13 protein-coding genes are annotated in these 14,957 nt (G+C 66.6%); 6 read left to right on the top strand and 7 right to left on the bottom strand.

The genetic code is table 11. The features are described 5' to 3' along the window. Nucleotides 1–13: 13 nt before the first annotated feature. Both LOM8899_RS14680 and LOM8899_RS14675 read right to left on the bottom strand, forming a co-directional pair. On the bottom strand, nt 14–544 hold the full coding sequence (locus LOM8899_RS14680; RefSeq protein ID WP_133065042.1) for a hypothetical protein: 531 nt from the start codon (nt 542–544) through the stop codon (nt 14–16). 289 nt (nt 545–833) lie between these two features. Next, nucleotides 834–2,264, bottom strand: coding sequence for an MORN repeat-containing protein (locus tag LOM8899_RS14675; RefSeq protein WP_093993027.1), 1,431 nt, complete (start codon nt 2,262–2,264; stop codon nt 834–836). Between the two features lie 370 nt (nt 2,265–2,634). Here LOM8899_RS14675 and LOM8899_RS14670 point away from each other — a divergent pair, with 370 nt between their 5' ends. From LOM8899_RS14670 to LOM8899_RS14655, 4 genes are all read left to right on the top strand, one after another. Then, nucleotides 2,635–3,651 (top strand): glutaminase, encoded by a 1,017-nt coding sequence (locus tag LOM8899_RS14670; RefSeq protein ID WP_093992962.1) that lies wholly within the window; start codon nt 2,635–2,637, stop codon nt 3,649–3,651. Between the two features lie 125 nt (nt 3,652–3,776). Beyond that, nucleotides 3,777–5,441 carry an NAD+ synthase gene (locus LOM8899_RS14665; protein ID WP_093992961.1) on the top strand — a complete coding sequence of 555 codons (1,665 nt, stop codon included), beginning with the start codon at nt 3,777–3,779 and terminating at the stop codon, nt 5,439–5,441. A gap of 131 nt (nt 5,442–5,572) precedes the next feature. Continuing rightward, complete coding sequence (locus tag LOM8899_RS14660) at nt 5,573–6,001, top strand: DUF1801 domain-containing protein (protein WP_093992960.1); 429 nt, start codon at nt 5,573–5,575, stop codon at nt 5,999–6,001. A gap of 72 nt (nt 6,002–6,073) precedes the next feature. Beyond that, a complete protein-coding gene (locus LOM8899_RS14655; protein WP_093992959.1) occupies nt 6,074–7,537 on the top strand; it encodes an MFS transporter in 1,464 nt (487 codons plus the stop codon). 41 nt (nt 7,538–7,578) lie between these two features. Here LOM8899_RS14655 and LOM8899_RS14650 read toward each other — a convergent pair whose 3' ends face one another. Beyond that, the gene (locus tag LOM8899_RS14650) at nt 7,579–8,526 is read right to left on the bottom strand and encodes a 1-phosphofructokinase family hexose kinase (protein WP_093992958.1); all 948 of its coding nucleotides are present in this window, start codon (nt 8,524–8,526) and stop codon (nt 7,579–7,581) included. 128 nt (nt 8,527–8,654) lie between these two features. Then, nucleotides 8,655–9,047 carry a metallopeptidase family protein gene (locus tag LOM8899_RS14645; RefSeq protein ID WP_093992957.1) on the bottom strand — a complete coding sequence of 131 codons (393 nt, stop codon included), beginning with the start codon at nt 9,045–9,047 and terminating at the stop codon, nt 8,655–8,657. Nucleotides 9,048–9,109: 62 nt separating this feature from the next. Here LOM8899_RS14645 and gltX point away from each other — a divergent pair, with 62 nt between their 5' ends. Continuing rightward, nucleotides 9,110–10,432, top strand: coding sequence for a glutamate--tRNA ligase (gene gltX / locus LOM8899_RS14640; RefSeq protein WP_093993026.1), 1,323 nt, complete (start codon nt 9,110–9,112; stop codon nt 10,430–10,432). Nucleotides 10,433–10,519: 87 nt separating this feature from the next. Here gltX and LOM8899_RS14635 read toward each other — a convergent pair whose 3' ends face one another. Genes LOM8899_RS14635 through LOM8899_RS14625 form a run of 3 tightly spaced genes read right to left on the bottom strand, consistent with a single transcriptional unit; the run spans nt 10,520 to nt 14,273 of the window. Beyond that, nucleotides 10,520–11,068 (bottom strand): gamma-glutamylcyclotransferase family protein, encoded by a 549-nt coding sequence (locus LOM8899_RS14635; protein ID WP_093992956.1) that lies wholly within the window; start codon nt 11,066–11,068, stop codon nt 10,520–10,522. Then, nucleotides 11,065–13,578, bottom strand: coding sequence for an ABC transporter permease (locus LOM8899_RS14630; RefSeq protein WP_093992955.1), 2,514 nt, complete (start codon nt 13,576–13,578; stop codon nt 11,065–11,067). Before LOM8899_RS14630 ends, LOM8899_RS14635 begins: the two co-directional genes overlap by 4 nt. Continuing rightward, nucleotides 13,575–14,273: an ABC transporter ATP-binding protein gene (locus LOM8899_RS14625; protein WP_093992954.1), complete on the bottom strand. Its 699-nt coding sequence runs from the start codon at nt 14,271–14,273 to the stop codon at nt 13,575–13,577. The genes LOM8899_RS14630 and LOM8899_RS14625 overlap by 4 nt, the downstream gene beginning before the upstream one ends. On the opposite strand from LOM8899_RS14625, the gene LOM8899_RS14620 reads away from it, so the two are divergent. Beyond that, nucleotides 14,272–14,955 carry an arylesterase gene (locus LOM8899_RS14620; protein ID WP_093992953.1) on the top strand — a complete coding sequence of 228 codons (684 nt, stop codon included), beginning with the start codon at nt 14,272–14,274 and terminating at the stop codon, nt 14,953–14,955. The genes LOM8899_RS14625 and LOM8899_RS14620 overlap by 2 nt on opposite strands. The last annotated feature ends 2 nt before the right edge of the window (nt 14,956–14,957 follow it).

Here is a 14,957-nt window from a genome sequence, read left to right as displayed (position 1 = left end):
ACCGCGGTCCGGTCTAGAACATGAAGCCGAGGGTGAGTTGCGCGCTTTCGCCCGTCATCCGCACCCCGAGCGAGGCGGCTTCACCGAAGGTGACGGCGAACATTGCGCCATAGTTGAAATCGTATTGGGTATCCGGATCGGTATCCGCATAGCATTGAAACCCGAGATAGGAATCCGGACAATCCGACACGGATTCCCGCGCCCCCAGCAGCAGCATGGCATCGGCGCGGATGCTCTGGTCGTCGTAGACGTTGCCTCCGATCAGGAGATTGTAGGACAGCGCCTGCCGAATCCGATTTCCGCCGCCCGTGGAATCGAACATCTCGCCTTCGCCTGCGATGTCGGCACCCAACACCAGCCCACTGGCCGGAGACATCACGAGCCCTCCGATGGCGTAGGGGATATTGTCGTCGGTCAGGTTTTCGCTGTCGATGGCTTGGCCCGCGCCGGCATAGAGCAGGAACTTGGCCGCCTCCTGCGCATCGGCGCTCACCACGGAGCCACAGGAGACGGCGAGGGACAAAAGGGATCCACGAAGAAACATAAGAGACACTTTCCGGGCGAGGCGCCTGTTGAGCCGGGGTTCGCGATCAACAGGGGGATACAAAGGGTGATGTACCGATGCGGACGGCACGCCGCCGCAATCGTCCCTTTGGTAATGCCCGGGTGGTGGTTAACAATTCTCTAAGCTGCGACAGGTTTCGGGGGCTATGCCGCTTTGCCGCTGGCGCTTTAGCCAGCACCCGGCACGAAACGCAGCCGATGCCCGCACCGCCGTCGCCGCGGGCAGGGGCTTGCCCTCAAATCGTGGAAGAGGCGCGTAGCGCCGCGCCTCAGTTTTGGTCGCTGCCAGCGTCTTCTCCGGTGTCGTCCGTCGTGGAGGTCTCTGCGGCGGGCTCCGGTGCCAGCGCGCCGTCCCGCCATTCGCCGGTGGCGGTTTCGCCGGAGGCATAGCGCATGGTGCCGTCGCCCTGCCGCCGGCCGTTGACGAACTGTCCTTCGTAGGTGTCGCCGTTGGCATAGGTGGCCACGCCGAGACCGTTGATCTCGCCCTCTTGCCACTGTCCTTCGTAGACGAAGCCGTCGGCCATCGTGATCTTGCCCCGGCCATGCCGCTGCCCGTTGGCGAATTCACCTTCGTAGACCGTGCCGTCGGCGTAGGTGGCCACGCCCATGCCGTTGCGCTGGCCGTCGGCCCATTGCCCGGTATAGGTATAACCGTCGCCGTAGGTCATCGTGCCGGTGCCGTGGTTCTTGCCGTTGAGGAACTGCCCCTCGTAGACCAGCCCGTTGGCATAGGTGGCGACCCCGGTGCCTTCGATCACGCCGGCCGACCATTCTCCTTCGTAGGTGGAGCCGTCGGGGTAGGTGATCTTGCCGGTTCCGTCCGCCAGATCACCGCGAAACGTCCCGACGTAGACCGATCCGTCCGGATAGGTGACTTGCCCCTGACCCTCGATCTGTCCGGCGACCCATGCCCCGACATAGCGGTAGCCGTCGGCTCCGGTGAAGGTGCCTTGCCCGTGCCGCTGATCGTCCTGAAAGCCGCCGGCGTAGACATCGCCGTTGGCATAGGTGACCGTGCCGGTCCCTTGCCGCCGCCCGGCGACCAGATCGCCTTCGTAGACGTCGCCGCCCGGCTGGACCAGCCGCCCGCGCCCCTGGATCTGGTCGTTGGCCCAGGACCCGGTGTAGGTCAGCCCGTCGGGCATCGTCAGTGTGCCGGTCCCGGACCGCTGCCCGTTGACCAGCGTTCCTTCGTAGACCGAACCGTCGGCAAAGGTGATCTTGCCCTCGCCTTCCTTGACCCCGTTCACCCAAGGCCCGGTATAGGTATAGCCGTCCGGCGCCGTCATCGTCCCGGTGCCGTGGTGCATGGCGTTGCGGAACTGTCCTTCGTAGCGCACTCCGTTGGCGTAGTTCGCCACCCCGTTGCCGGTGATCTTGCCGTCGGTCCAGTCGCCCTCGTAGGTGCCGCCATCCGCGAAGGTGATCTGCCCGAAGCCTTCGGGTTTGCCCAAGGCAAAGGCCCCGGTATAGACCGATCCGTCCGGATAGCGTGCCGTCCCCTGTCCGCGGATTTCGCCTTCGAACCATTCGCCGGAATATTCATAGCCATTGGGCAGCCGGTAGGTGCCTTGCCCATGCTGCCGCCCGTTCAGAAAGCTGCCTTCGTAGACGCCTCCGTCCTCGTATTGCTTGGTCTCGACCGTTTGAGCCATTGCCATGGGCGCTGCTGCGGTTGCCAAGGCGAGGCCGAGCATCGCGGCTTTGATCGGGAAGGGGGGCCGTGCGGACATTCTGGCGCTGCTCCTGTTGGTGTTGCGCCCGAACCTAGCCAAGGACTGTGTCGCTGACAACTGCTGCGGCCGGCGCGGTCGCCAATCTGCGCCCTTGCTGCCATCAGGGCACGAACCCGGCCCGCGATCCGCCGCTCCGCCCGCCCGCCCCCCGATCCGGTCTGCCTTGCCGTGGCCCATTGCACGCGCCCCGCATTTGCCGCAGTTTCGGCCCTGCTCGTTGCGCGGGCCGGTCATACCGTCAGGACGGGTGCCGACCCGGCGCGCGAGGCGGAGACACAGGTCCGACCCGGCGACCGGTCCCCTTGGGTGCAAGTGATGGAGTGATCCCCCGATGATCGAGGATAGCGCGGCGCTGGAGACATTGCTCACCGAGATCGTGGACCGCATGTCGCAGGCCGCCGACAAGGGCGCCGTGGCCGACTACATCCCCGAGCTGGCCGCCATCGACCCCGCGCAATTCGCGATCTCGATCTGCCTGCCGGACGGACGTCAGATCAGCGTCGGCGATGTGCAGGCCGATTTCTCGATCCAGAGCATCTCGAAGGTCTTTACGCTTGCGATCGCCCTTGGCCGCTATGGCGACACCTACTGGACCCGCGTCGGGCGGGAGCCGTCGACCAGCGTGTTCAACTCCGTTCAGGAGCTTGAATCGCGCAACGGCATTCCGGCCAATCCCTTTGTCAATTCGGGCGCGATCGCCACCACGGATGCGCTGTTGGTCGGGGCGACGCCTAAGGAGACGCTGGGCGAGATCCTTCAGTTCATTCGGCTCGCCGCCAGTGACGACGACATCTACATCAACCCTTCGATCGCCGAGAGTGAAAAGCGCACCGGCCACCGCAACTGGTCTCTCGCCCATTTCCTCAAATCCTGCGACAATCTGCGCCATGAGTGCGAGCTGACCCTCGGCACCTATTTCCACCATTGCGCCATTTCGATGAATTGCGCCCAGCTGGCCAGAACCGGCCGCTTTCTGGCCGGTCTGCATCCGGCGGGCACGCTGATCCTGCCGGCCCATGTCCGCAGCATCAACGCCCTGATGATGACCTGTGGCCATTACAACGGCTCGGGCGAATTCGCCTATCGGGTCGGCTTTCCGGCCAAGAGCGGCGTGTCGGGCGGGATTTTGGCGGTGATCCCGAAGCGGGCGTCGATTGCGGTCTGGTCGCCGGGGCTCGACAGATACGGCAACTCGCTCTTGGGCACGGCCGCTCTGGAAGAGGTGTCGCGCCGGGCGGGGCTGTCGGTGTTCTCCGTCGAGGGGGACACCCGTCCGTTGCGGCGGGGCGGGCCGGCCGAGGGTGCGGCCGCAGCCGGGCGCGCAGCCGACCCCGAGCCGGGCCGATGAGTCCGGATTTGCCCTGCCGCGCCTCGGCCCATTCCGAAGCGACCGCCCTCCCGTGCTTTCCCTCGCCGTCGGATCTGCTAGATGAGAAGCACAGCGCCCCTGTGCCCGTTTGAGAAGGCTTTGCCATGACTGACCGTTTCCGCCTGACCATGGCGCAGCTCGATCCTACCGTCGGCGATCTTGCCGGGAATGCCGCCAAGGCCCGCGCCGCCTGGGAGCAGGCCAAGGCCGCCGGGGCCGATATGCTGGCCCTGCCCGAGATGTTCATCACCGGCTATTCGACGCAGGATCTGGTCCGCAAGCCTGCGTTTCATTTCGCCGCGATGGCCGAGATCGAGACCCTGGCCCGCGATTGCGCCGACGGTCCGATGATCGGGATCGGTGGCCCCTATGCCGAGGACGGCCGTCTCTACAACGCGTTTCACATCCTCAAGGGCGGCAAGGTCGTGGCCCGGCAGCTCAAGCATTTCCTGCCCAACTATACCGTGTTTGACGAGGTCAGGCAGTTCAATCGTGGCCCGATCCAGGGCCCCTACGACGCCGGCCCGCTTCGCATCGGCAGTCCGATCTGCGAGGATGCCTGGTATGAGGATGTGGCCGAGGCGATGGTGGAGAGCGGCGCCGAGATCCTCGTGGTGCCCAACGGCTCGCCCTATCGCCGCGACAAGTTCGACGTTCGCATGGGCAACATGGTGGCCCGCGTGATCGAGAACGACGTCCCGCTGGTCTATCTCAACATGGTGGGCGGACAGGACGATCAGGCCTTTGACGGCGGCTCCTTCGTGCTCAATCGCGGCGGCAAGCTGGCCATGCAGATGCCGCTGTTCGACGAGGCCGTGGCCCATGTGGATTTCGTTCGGGAAGACGGGGTCTGGGTCGCCGTCGAGGGCGAAAAGGCCGTCTTTCCCGGTGCCTATGAGCAGGATTACCGCGCCATGGTGCTGACCCTGCGCGACTACATGCGCAAGACCGGGTTCAAGAAGGTGCTTCTGGGTCTGTCCGGCGGGATCGACAGCGCCATCGTGGCGACCATTGCCGCCGATGCCCTCGGCCCCGAGAACGTGCGCTGCGTGATGCTGCCGTCGGAATACACTTCGCAGGCCTCGCTGGACGATGCCGCCGCGGTGGCCGAGGCGCTGGGCTGCAAGTATGACACCGTGTCCATTGCCGGCCCGCGTGCCGCCGTGACCGAGGCGCTCGCCCCCTTGTTCGAAGGCTATGAGCCGGACCTGACCGAGGAGAATATCCAGTCCCGCTTGCGCGGTCTGTTGCTGATGGCCCAGTCCAACAAGTTTGGCGAGATGCTCCTGACCACCGGCAACAAATCCGAGGTCGCCGTGGGATATGCCACGATCTATGGCGATATGGCGGGCGGCTATAACCCGATCAAGGACATGTACAAGACCCGCGTGTTCGAGACCTGCCGCTGGCGCAATGCCAACCACCGCGAATGGATGCTGGCCCCGGCGGGCGAGGTGATCCCTGTCTCGATCATCGAGAAGCCGCCCTCGGCCGAGTTGCGCCCCGACCAGCGCGACGACGACTCGCTGCCCCCCTACGACATTCTCGACGGCATTCTGGAGATGTTGGTGGACAATGACGCCTCTGTCGCCGATTGCGTCGCCGCCGGCTATGACCGCGAGACCGTGAAGCGCGTGGAGCATCTGATCTACATCAGCGAATACAAGCGGTTTCAATCTGCGCCCGGCACGCGCCTGACCCGCCATGCGTTCTGGCTCGACCGTCGCTATCCCATCGTGAACCGGTTTCGCGATCAGAGCGGAAGCTGACACCTCGGTCGTGCGCCGCTGTTTGGACGGGCGTTCCGCCCGCCAAATGCGCCCCGCCCGCCCTCCCGTGGGGCTGTTTTCGCGGTGCGGATCTGGTAGTCTGACCGGTGAGCGACTTGAGAGGTGTCCAGATGACCGAGGCCAAGACCAAGCCCACGTCCGCCGACGTGGCCGCGTTCATCGCGGCCGTCGAGCCGAAGCGCAGGCATGACGACGCGCTGGTGCTGGACGAGATGTTTCGCCGGATCACCGGCTGGGCGCCGCGCATGTGGGGCCCGACCATCATCGGCTATGGCCAATATGCCTATACCTATGACAGCGGTCATTCCGGCACGGCCCCGGCCACCGGTTTCAGCCCCCGCAAGGCGTCTCTGTCGCTCTATATCATGCCCGGATATGACGATATGGGCGATATGCTGGACCGTCTGGGCAAGCATAAGATCGGGAAATCCTGCCTGTATATCAACAAGCTGGACGACGTGGATCCGGCCGTTCTGGAGGAGATCATCCGCGCCGGGCTCGACCGTTTGGGACGAAATTGGCCGATCGAGCCGAGTTGACCGATTTAGGGGGTGACCTGCGCGGCGAAGTTGGTAGATATCTAAACGAAACGGTTTAGAAAGCACTCCGCCATGTCTGTTGTTACCGAACCCGCGCCGTTGAAGGGCCGTTGGGTCGCGATGTTTGCCTTGCTCATTTCGGCGTTTATGAACCTGATCGACGTGACCATCGTCAACGTCGCCATTCCCAGCCTTGCCGACGCCTTTGGCGCGACCGACAGTCAGATCGAGTGGGTCGTAGCGGTCTATATCCTCGTCTATGCCCTGTTGCTTTTGCCGATGGGCCGGTTGGGAGACGTGATCGGCCGCCGCCGCATGTTCGTGATCGGGGTGATCGTGTTCACCATCGGGTCGGCCCTGTGCGGCATGGCCCCTTCGATCTATGGCCTGGTCGGGGCCCGCGTCGTGCAGGCGATTGGCGGCGCCATGATGACGCCGCAGACGCTGGCCCTCGTTCCGGTCCTGTTTCCGCCATCCGAGCGCGGTCTGGCCTATGCCTTGTTCGGCATCAGCGCCGGGTTGGCCAGCGTGACCGGCCCGCTTCTGGGCGGGCTGCTGATCGGGGCGGACCTTTGGGGGCTGGATTGGCGGCCGATCTTTCTGGTGAACATTCCGGTCGGTGTTCTGGCGGTGGCCGGAGCGATGCGCTTTGTGCCCAAGGTGCCGGGCGATGCCGGGCTGCGGCTGGATTATGGCGGGGTGATGCTCGCCGGGTTGGCGCTGCTGTTGATCCTGTTCCCGCTGATCGAGGGCCGCCAGATCGGCTGGCCGTGGTGGTGCTTTGCCCTGATCGCCCTCGCATTTCCGGTGTTCTACGGCTTTTTGGCGTGGGAGCGCAGGCAGGCGGCGAAGGGCGCGCCGCAGCTTGTTCCGGCGAGCCTGCTGTCGAACCCGCAATTCGTCGTCGGATCGGGGATCGTCGTGCTGATCTTTGCCGGGATGCCCGGATTCTTCCTCGTCATGGCGGTGCTCTTGCAGGTGGGCAATGGGCTGACCCCGCTGGAATCGGGGCTGACGACATTGCCGTTCTCGGTGGGTGTGATCATCGCATCGGGGGTGTCGGGCCGTCTGGGCCTGCGCTGGCCGCGCCGCCGCATCGCGACGGGGGCCCTGTCGATGGCGGTCGGCATGACTATCCTGCGCTGGGCGGTGCCGGAGGCCGGTGAGACCTTGCAACGCTCGGCCTTCGTGCTGCCGCTCTTCATTGCGGGCCTTGGCCTCGGCACCGGCATTTCGCCGCTGTTCACGACCGTGCTGTCGAGCGTGACCGGGGACGACAGTGGCAGCGCGTCGGGCAGCTTGCAGTCGTTTCAGCAGGTGGGCGGCGCCTTGGGGCTGGCCGTGGTGGGCGAGATCTTCTTCTCCTACCTGCGTGTCAACCTGCCCGGTGCGGCCGATCCGGCCCTGGTCTATTCCGAGGCGCTGCGCTGGGCGGTGCTGTTCAACATCACCAGCTTCATCGTCGTGGCGCTGATGGTGTGGCGCTTGCCGCAGCCCAAGGAGGCCCCGTCGGAGCCTCTCGTCCATAGCGCCTGATCCTGTCGCGCGACGCCTGTATCTTGGGCGGGCGCGCCGGGCTAAAGCCGGGTGCTGGGGCAGTGCGCGATCAGTCGCTCTGCATCTTCGGGGCGGCAGAGCAGGGTGCCTTCGGTCATCACGGCGGCGGAGCCTGCGGCGACCCCGCGCGTCAAGCATTCGGGCAGCGACAGTCCCTGCGCCAGCGCGTAGGTGAACCCGCCGACAAAGCTGTCGCCCGCCCCGACCTTGGACCGGACCGGCACATTGGCGGCCCGGCTGTGCCAACGCTCGGTCGGGGTGGCCAGAACCGAGCCTTCGGGCCCGCGGGCGACGATCACGATCTGTGCCGCCCCGCTTTTGGCGAGAGCCGCGGCGAAATCCGCGCTTTCCTGCAGGCTGTTCAGCGGGTGGCCCGCGCAATCCTGCGCCTCGAAATGGTTCATCCGCAGCACCTTGGGCGCGAATTCGGAGGCCCGCGTGAGCTGGTGCAGCGCCGGGCCGGAGGTGTCGACGATAACCTCGGCCCCGAGCCCGGTGAGCCGTGCGGCCAGATCGGCCATCAGCGCGGGCGGTGCGCCCAGCGGCAGGCTGCCAGAGAGCACCGCCAGCCCGCCCGGTTCGGCCGCGGCCAGCACCCCGGCCTCGACCGCCGCCACATCCGCCGGGAACCACGGCGGCCCCGGCAGCATGAACCGATATTGATCGCCCGTCGTCTTGTCGCCGACGGCCAGCGACGTGCGCGTCTCGCCCGGCACCTTGTGCTGGATCAGATCGAGCCCGGCCTCGCCCAGCAGATCGGCGATCCTCTGCCCGGTGCTGCCCCCCAGAGCCACGAAGCAGCGCGAGCTGCCGCCCAGAAGCTGGATCGCCCGGCTGACATTGATCCCGCCGCCGCCCGGATCGGTATGCGCCGGATCGCAGCGCAGTTTCTCGTTCGGGATCACCCGCGGCGCCTCGGATGCCAGATCGAGCGCGGGGTTCAGGGTAACGGTCAGGATATCGCGCATTTGCGGGCCTTTGGGCTGAGTGATCGCCGCAGCTTAGGCGGGCATGGCGGGCGGGGCAAATCCCAAATCGTGCCGGTTGCGTCCGGCCTTGCTGGAGTGCGCCCGCCGCGCCCTTGCGCCGCGCGCCGCTATTCCCACCAGCGGTCGATGGCGGCGATGTCGTCGTCGGACCAGCCGAAGTGATGCGCGAATTCGTGGATCGTGACATGCGCCACCATCTCGGTCAGCGTCACATTCCCCCGATCCGCCCATTCGTCGAGGATCGGCCGCCGGTAGAGCCAGACCGTATCCGGCCCGGACGGCTGATCGAACACGGATTTCTGCGTCAACGGGATCCCGTCGTAGAGACCGGTGATCTCGAACGGCCCGCAGTCCATATCGTCGAGCACCGCGTCATCGGCAAAGTCCGTGACGATGATCGCCACCTGTGCCGCCGCCTCGCGGAACGGCTCGGGCAGGTTGGCGACGGTGTGTCGGGCGATCTGTTCGATCTGGTCGGCGGAGGGGGCTGTGATGTCCATCCCCCGGATATGGACAAAACTCGCCTCGTATGAAAGAGCCTGTGCCCAACAGGAGACCCATGATGACCACAACCCGTTTCGCCCCGTCCCCCACCGGCTGGCTGCATATCGGCAACCTCCGCGCCGCATTGTTCAACTATGCCATCGCCCGGCAGGCCGGCGGCACGTTCATCCTGCGCATCGACGATACCGACCCCGAGCGGTCGAAGCCCGAATACGAGCAGGGCATCAAGGATGCGCTGACGTGGCTGGGCCTCGAGTGGGACCGGATCGAGCATCAGTCCGCCCGGCTGGACCGCTATGCCGAGGCCAAGGCCAAGCTGATCGAGATGGGTCGTCTCTACGAATGCTTCGAGACCCCGGTCGAGCTGGACCTCAAGCGCAAGAAGCAGCTCAACATGGGCAAGCCCCCGGTCTATGATCGCGCCGCTTTGGCCCTGTCCGAAGACGAGAAGGACCGTCTGCGCGCCGAGCGCGGCTCGCACTGGCGTTTCAAGCTCGACCAGACCCGCATCGAGTGGGAGGACGGCATCCTCGGTCCGATCTCGATCGACGCCGCCAGCGTCAGCGACCCGGTCCTGTTCAAGGAGAGCGGCCAGATCCTGTATACCTTGGCCTCGGTCGTCGACGATACGGAGATGGGCATCACCGATATCGTCCGCGGTTCCGACCACGTGACCAATACCGCGACCCAGATCCAGATCATGCAGGCCCTTGGCGGCTCGGTGCCGAAATTCGCCCACCACTCGCTGCTGACCGGCCCGCAGGGCGAGGCTCTGTCCAAGCGTCTGGGCACGCTCGCGCTGAAGGATCTGCGCGCCAAGGGCGTGGCCCCGATGGCGGTTCTCAGCCTGATGGCCCGGCTCGGGTCCGCCGATCCCGTGGAGCTGCGCTCCACCGTGGCCGAGGTCGTCGAGGGCTTCGATCTGTCGAAGTTCGGTTCGGCCCCGACCAAGTTCGATGCCGAGGATCTGGCCCCGCTGACCGCCCGCTACCTGTCGGGCCTGCCGCTGGAGGCCGTTGCCGACGAGGTGGCCGCCGCTGGGGTGCCGGCCGATCTGGCCGAGCCGTTCTGGCTCTGCGTGCGTGGCAACATCGCGGTGCTTGCCGATTTGCCCGATTGGTGGACGCTGTTCTCCAAGGGTGGTGCTGGTGTGGCCGATCCGGAGGATGCGGAATTCGTGGCGGAGGCTTTTGCCATGCTCCCCGAGCCGCCCTATGCCGCCGACACCTGGAGCACCTGGACCGGGGCCGTCAAGGAGGCCACGGGGCGCAAGGGCAAGGCCCTGTTCATGCCGCTGCGCAAGGCGGTCACCGGCCGTGAACGTGGCCCCGAGATGGCCGAAGTGATGCCGCTGATGCAGGTGAAGCCGTCGCTGGCCTGACCTCGTCGCGCAGCGCCTGCGACTGACGGTGCGGCGGGGGTTTCACACCCCCGCACCCCCGTGGGATATTTTCGACCCAAAGAAGCCTCAGCCTCGGACCCTGGCGAGGGCGGCGTCTGTGAAGGCGGTTTCGTCTGCCGTCAGCGATTGCGCACGCGGGTAGAGCGGGTTCGCCCGGTCGTCGTGGATCGGGGCGGACCAGCCGCTGGTGCTGTCGAAGAAGGCCTGTGCGCCTGCGGGGCCGAAATGCCGCAGGTAGCCTTGCACCACCACGTCGATATAGCTGAGCAGGATCGGGTGCGCCGCGGCGGGATCGCTGAGATGCCCTTGGGACACCGCGTAGACCGCGACCGGGTTGGCCGGCCCGTCGTGGGTGGTGAGTGCGGTGACGTCGCGCCGGGTGTAGGCGGATTCGCGCAGGTCGAGCGCTGCCCAGTCGCCGTGCGGCACCTCGGCCACCAGCCCCTCGATCCGGCTGTCGGCGGCGGGCTCGACCGAGAGGAACGCCACCGGCCGCAACGAGGTGTGCCGCCAGACCCTGCGGTAGCCGGTGAGCGTGGCGCGTCGCGGGTTGGGATAGTCGTGGGTGGCGGTGTTGACGAGGCTGCCGTAGCCGAAGAACAGCGGGTGGGTCATTCGCGCGCCCTGAGCACCCGTGCGGGCTTTGCCGCGAGGGGCCGCAGCGCGAAGGCCAGCCCCGCCAGCAGGCTCGCCAGTGCGCCGCCTGCGATGATCCCAAGGGCGGAGGACCAGATGACGCTGTAGTCCGTCTCCATGATGAAGGTGCTGACCGCCCAGCCACCGAGGATGCCCGCCGCAAGGGCCACGGCCCCCGCTGACGCCCCGAGCAGGGCGGCGCGGAGGGCGAAGCTGCCGAGGATCCGGCCGCGCGTGGCACCGAGCGTTTTCAGCACGGCGGATTCGAAGGTGCGGGACCGTTCTCCTGCCGCTGCCGCGCCGATCAGCACCAGAAACCCGGTGAGCAGAGTGGCCGCCGCGCCGTATCGGGTGGCGGCCGCGATGCCTTCGATCACCCCTGCCACCTGGTCAATGGCGTCGCGGATCCGTATCGCGGTGATGTTGGGATAGGCCCCGGCGAGGTCGCGCAGGATCTGCGCCTCGGCCTCGGGTTCGGCGTAGACGGTGCTGATCCAGCTGTGCGGCGCACCCGCCAGAGCGGCGGGGTTCATCGACATGACGAAGCCGATCCCGGCCGTTTCGAAATTCACTTCCCGAAAGCTGGAGATCGTGGCGGTGATGTCGCGCCCGAGGATGTTGGTGGTGATGGTATCGCCGAGCACCAGACCCATTTCGCTGGCCTCTTCGGCAGAGAAGCTGACGAGCGGCGGCCCGTCATAGTCGGGTGCCCACCACTCGCCTGCGGTGATAGTCGTATCCTCGGGCAGGGGGCCGGAGTAGGTTACCCCCCGGTCGCCCTGAATGACCCAGTGATCGGTGACGTCGCGGGCGGGCCTGCCGTTGATCTCTGTGATGACGCCGCGCAGCATGGGCGCGGCCTCGACCTTGCTGACCTGCGGATCGCCGTCGAGCCGTTCGCGGAACCCGTCGATCTGGTCGGGCTGGATGTCGACGAAGAAATACGACGGCGCGATGTCGGGCAGCTCGTTCTGGATGGTCTGGCGCAGGTTGCCGTCGATCTGTCCGACCGCCGCAAGCACGGCGAGCCCCAGCCCCAGCGAGAGCACGACCGAGGTGGTGTCGCCGCCCCGCGCGCCGATCGAGCCGAGCGCCAGCCGTAGCGCCGGCCGCCCCCGTGCGGCGCGGGTGGAACGTCGGGCGATCAGACGCGCCGCGGCGGCGGCCAGCGTCAGGATCAGCAGCGCCACGGCGATGCCGCCCGCCGTCCAGAGCGTGAGGAAGGCGGTGCCGGAGAACCAGACCGCGACCCCCACGAGGCCGACGATCAGCCCTGCGATGGTCAGCAGCCACGGCCAGCGGGGCAGCGCCGCGCCTGCGCCGGAGGCGTCGCGGAACAGGGTGGCGGCCTTGATGTCTTCTGTCCGCGCGAGCGGCCAGAGCGTGAAGATCAGCGCCGACATCAGCCCGTAGAACGCCGCTTCGAGCAGTGGGACGGGGTAGAGGGTGAACTCTGCCGGGATCGGGAGCGCCTCGGCGATCAGTGGCGAGAAGATCAGCGGAAGCGTGACGCCGAGCACCAGCCCGATGGCGATGCCCGCGAGGGTCAGCACACCGATCTGGAAGAAATACGTCAGGAAGATCGTCCGCCGGGTGGCGCCGAGGGTTTTCAGGGTCGCGATGACCTCGGTCTTGCCCGAGAGGTAGGAGCGCACCGCCGCAGACACGCCGACGCCGCCGACCGCGAGGCCGGACAGCCCGATCAGGATCAGGAAGGAGCCGAGCCGGTCGACAAACCGCGCCGCCCCGCCCGCGCCGCGCCGCGCGTCCCGCCAGCGCAGGCCGGAATCGCGGAAAAGGGTTTCCGTTGCGTCCTCAAGGGCTTGCAGGTCGGCATCCTCGGGCAGATCGAGCCGATACATTGTGGAGAACAGGGTGCCTTCGGCCAGCAGCCCGGAATTGGCGAGGCTGTCGGTGAGCACGAGGGTGCGTGGCCCGAGCCCGAATCCGGCGGAGCCGTTGTCGGGGTATTTCAGCAGGATCGCGGACAGCGTGAAGCTCTCGGTGCCGAGCTTGAACGTGTCGCCGGGGGCGAGGCCGAGGCGGTCGGCCAAGACCCGCTCCATCACCGCGCCGGTGCCGGCCAGCGCCTGATCCAGCGGGATCGGCGGGTCGAGCGTGACGGCGCCGATCAGCGGATAGGCGGTGTCGACGGCGCGGATCTGGGTGAGCCCCCGTTCCGGTCCGTCCGGCCCGTCGACCACGGCCATGGAGCGGAAATCGACGGTTTCGGAGACCTGTTCGGCGATGTCGTTCAGGTAGGCCAGCTCGTCTTCGCGGGCGAAGCGGTAGGTGAATTCGACTTCGGCGTCACCGCCGAGCAGGGCCGCGCCTTCCCGCTCCAGCCCGGCCTGGATCGCGGAACGGACGGTGCCCACCGCCGTGATGGCGGCCACCCCGAGGGCGAGACAGGCGAGGAAGATGCGGAAGCCGCGCAGGCCGCCGCGAAGCTCGCGTTTGGCCAGACGCCACGACAGGGCGGTGCTCATTCTGCGGCGGCCTGAGCTGAGGCGGTGGTGTCGATCCGACCGTCGCGGAGGCGGATCATCCGGTCACAGCGCCGTGCCAGTTCGTTCGAGTGGGTGACCATGATCAGCGTGGCCCCATGCCTGTCGCGCAGGTCGAAGAGCAGGTCGATGATCGCTTGGCCGGTGGTCTCGTCGAGGTTTCCGGTCGGCTCGTCGGCCAGAAGGATGCGCGGACGGGGGGCGGAGGCGCGGGCCAGCGCCACCCGCTGCTGCTCGCCGCCGGACATTTGCGCGGGGTAGTGGTCGGCGCGGTGGCCGAGCCCGACCGCCTCCAATTCCGCCGCCGCCCGGGCGAAAGCGTCCTTGTGCCCGGCCAATTCCAGCGGGGTGGCGACGTTTTCCAGCGCGGTCATTGTGGGAATGAGGTGGAAGGATTGGAACACCACCCCCATATTGTCTCTGCGAAAGCGGGCGAGGCCGTCTTCGGACATTGCGGTCAGATCCTGACCAAGTGCGACCACCCGACCGGAGCTGGCCTGTTCCAGCCCGCCCATGAGCATAAGGAGCGACGATTTGCCTGAACCACTTGGCCCCACAAGCCCCAAGGTTTCCCCTTCGGCCACATCGAGGCTGATGCCGTGGAGGATTTCGACCCGCCCGGCATTGCCCATCAGAGAGAGGGCGGCATCGGTGAGTGACAGGACGGGATCAGACATGGGGCGGGCTTTCACTTTGCGGCGGTCCTTTGGATATGGGGCCTTTGTGGCGATGAGCAACCTCGCGGCCGCCTTCGTTTTAGCCGCAGCCCCGGCAGATGCCGAAGCCGTGACCATCGCGGCGCTCGGAGATTCGCTGACCGCAGGTTATGGCCTGCCGGTTGACGAAGGGTTCGTGCCGCAGCTTGAGGCTTGGTTAGAGGCCAATGGCGCGGATGTCGATCTGATCAATGCCGGCGTATCAGGCGATACCACGGCAGGTGGGCTGTCCCGCGCAGCGTGGACGCTGACACCGGATGTGGATGCGATGATCGTGACCTTGGGCGGCAACGATCTGCTGCGGGCGATCGACCCCGCCAACAGCCGCGCCAACCTGCGCGGCATTCTCGAGGCGGCTCAGGAGGCCGATGTCGAGGTGCTTCTCGTCGGTCTTGAGGCGACGGGCAACTATGGCCCGGATTTCAAACAGGCCTTCGACATCATGTATGTGGATCTGGCCGAAGAATTCGACGTGCCGCTCTATCCGAATTTCTTTGCGGGGTTGCTCGACGCGGCGGGCGTCCAGTCGGAGGTGGCCCGCTATATGCAGCGTGACGGTATCCACCCCAATGCCGAGGGCGTGGCCGAGGTCGTCGAGGCAATCGGCCCCTCGGTCTTGGCGCTGATCGACAGCGTGGAGTAGGG

The sequence above is a fragment of the Flavimaricola marinus genome, from assembly GCF_900184895.1.
In the GTDB taxonomy this organism is placed as follows: Bacteria; Pseudomonadota; Alphaproteobacteria; order Rhodobacterales; family Rhodobacteraceae; genus Flavimaricola; species Flavimaricola marinus.
Note: the sequence above shows the minus strand (reverse complement) of the source record. Positions and strands in the feature narration are given on the sequence as shown.

Excerpts from the sequence above, each read along its gene's own strand:
- LOM8899_RS14680 (WP_133065042.1), bottom strand. The coding sequence starts at position 544 with ATGTTTCTTCGTGGATCCCTTTTGTCCCTCGCCGTCTCCTGTGGCTCC.
- LOM8899_RS14675 (WP_093993027.1), bottom strand. The coding sequence starts at position 2,264 with ATGCTCGGCCTCGCCTTGGCAACCGCAGCAGCGCCCATGGCAATGGCT.
- LOM8899_RS14670 (WP_093992962.1), top strand. The coding sequence starts at position 2,635 with ATGATCGAGGATAGCGCGGCGCTGGAGACATTGCTCACCGAGATCGTG.
- LOM8899_RS14665 (WP_093992961.1), top strand. The coding sequence starts at position 3,777 with ATGACTGACCGTTTCCGCCTGACCATGGCGCAGCTCGATCCTACCGTC.
- LOM8899_RS14660 (WP_093992960.1), top strand. The coding sequence starts at position 5,573 with ATGACCGAGGCCAAGACCAAGCCCACGTCCGCCGACGTGGCCGCGTTC.
- LOM8899_RS14655 (WP_093992959.1), top strand. The coding sequence starts at position 6,074 with ATGTCTGTTGTTACCGAACCCGCGCCGTTGAAGGGCCGTTGGGTCGCG.
- LOM8899_RS14650 (WP_093992958.1), bottom strand. The coding sequence starts at position 8,526 with ATGCGCGATATCCTGACCGTTACCCTGAACCCCGCGCTCGATCTGGCA.
- LOM8899_RS14645 (WP_093992957.1), bottom strand. The coding sequence starts at position 9,047 with ATGGACATCACAGCCCCCTCCGCCGACCAGATCGAACAGATCGCCCGA.
- gltX (WP_093993026.1), top strand. The coding sequence starts at position 9,110 with ATGACCACAACCCGTTTCGCCCCGTCCCCCACCGGCTGGCTGCATATC.
- LOM8899_RS14635 (WP_093992956.1), bottom strand. The coding sequence starts at position 11,068 with ATGACCCACCCGCTGTTCTTCGGCTACGGCAGCCTCGTCAACACCGCC.
- LOM8899_RS14630 (WP_093992955.1), bottom strand. The coding sequence starts at position 13,578 with ATGAGCACCGCCCTGTCGTGGCGTCTGGCCAAACGCGAGCTTCGCGGC.
- LOM8899_RS14620 (WP_093992953.1), top strand. The coding sequence starts at position 14,272 with ATGGGGCGGGCTTTCACTTTGCGGCGGTCCTTTGGATATGGGGCCTTT.
- LOM8899_RS14625 (WP_093992954.1), bottom strand. The coding sequence starts at position 14,273 with ATGTCTGATCCCGTCCTGTCACTCACCGATGCCGCCCTCTCTCTGATG.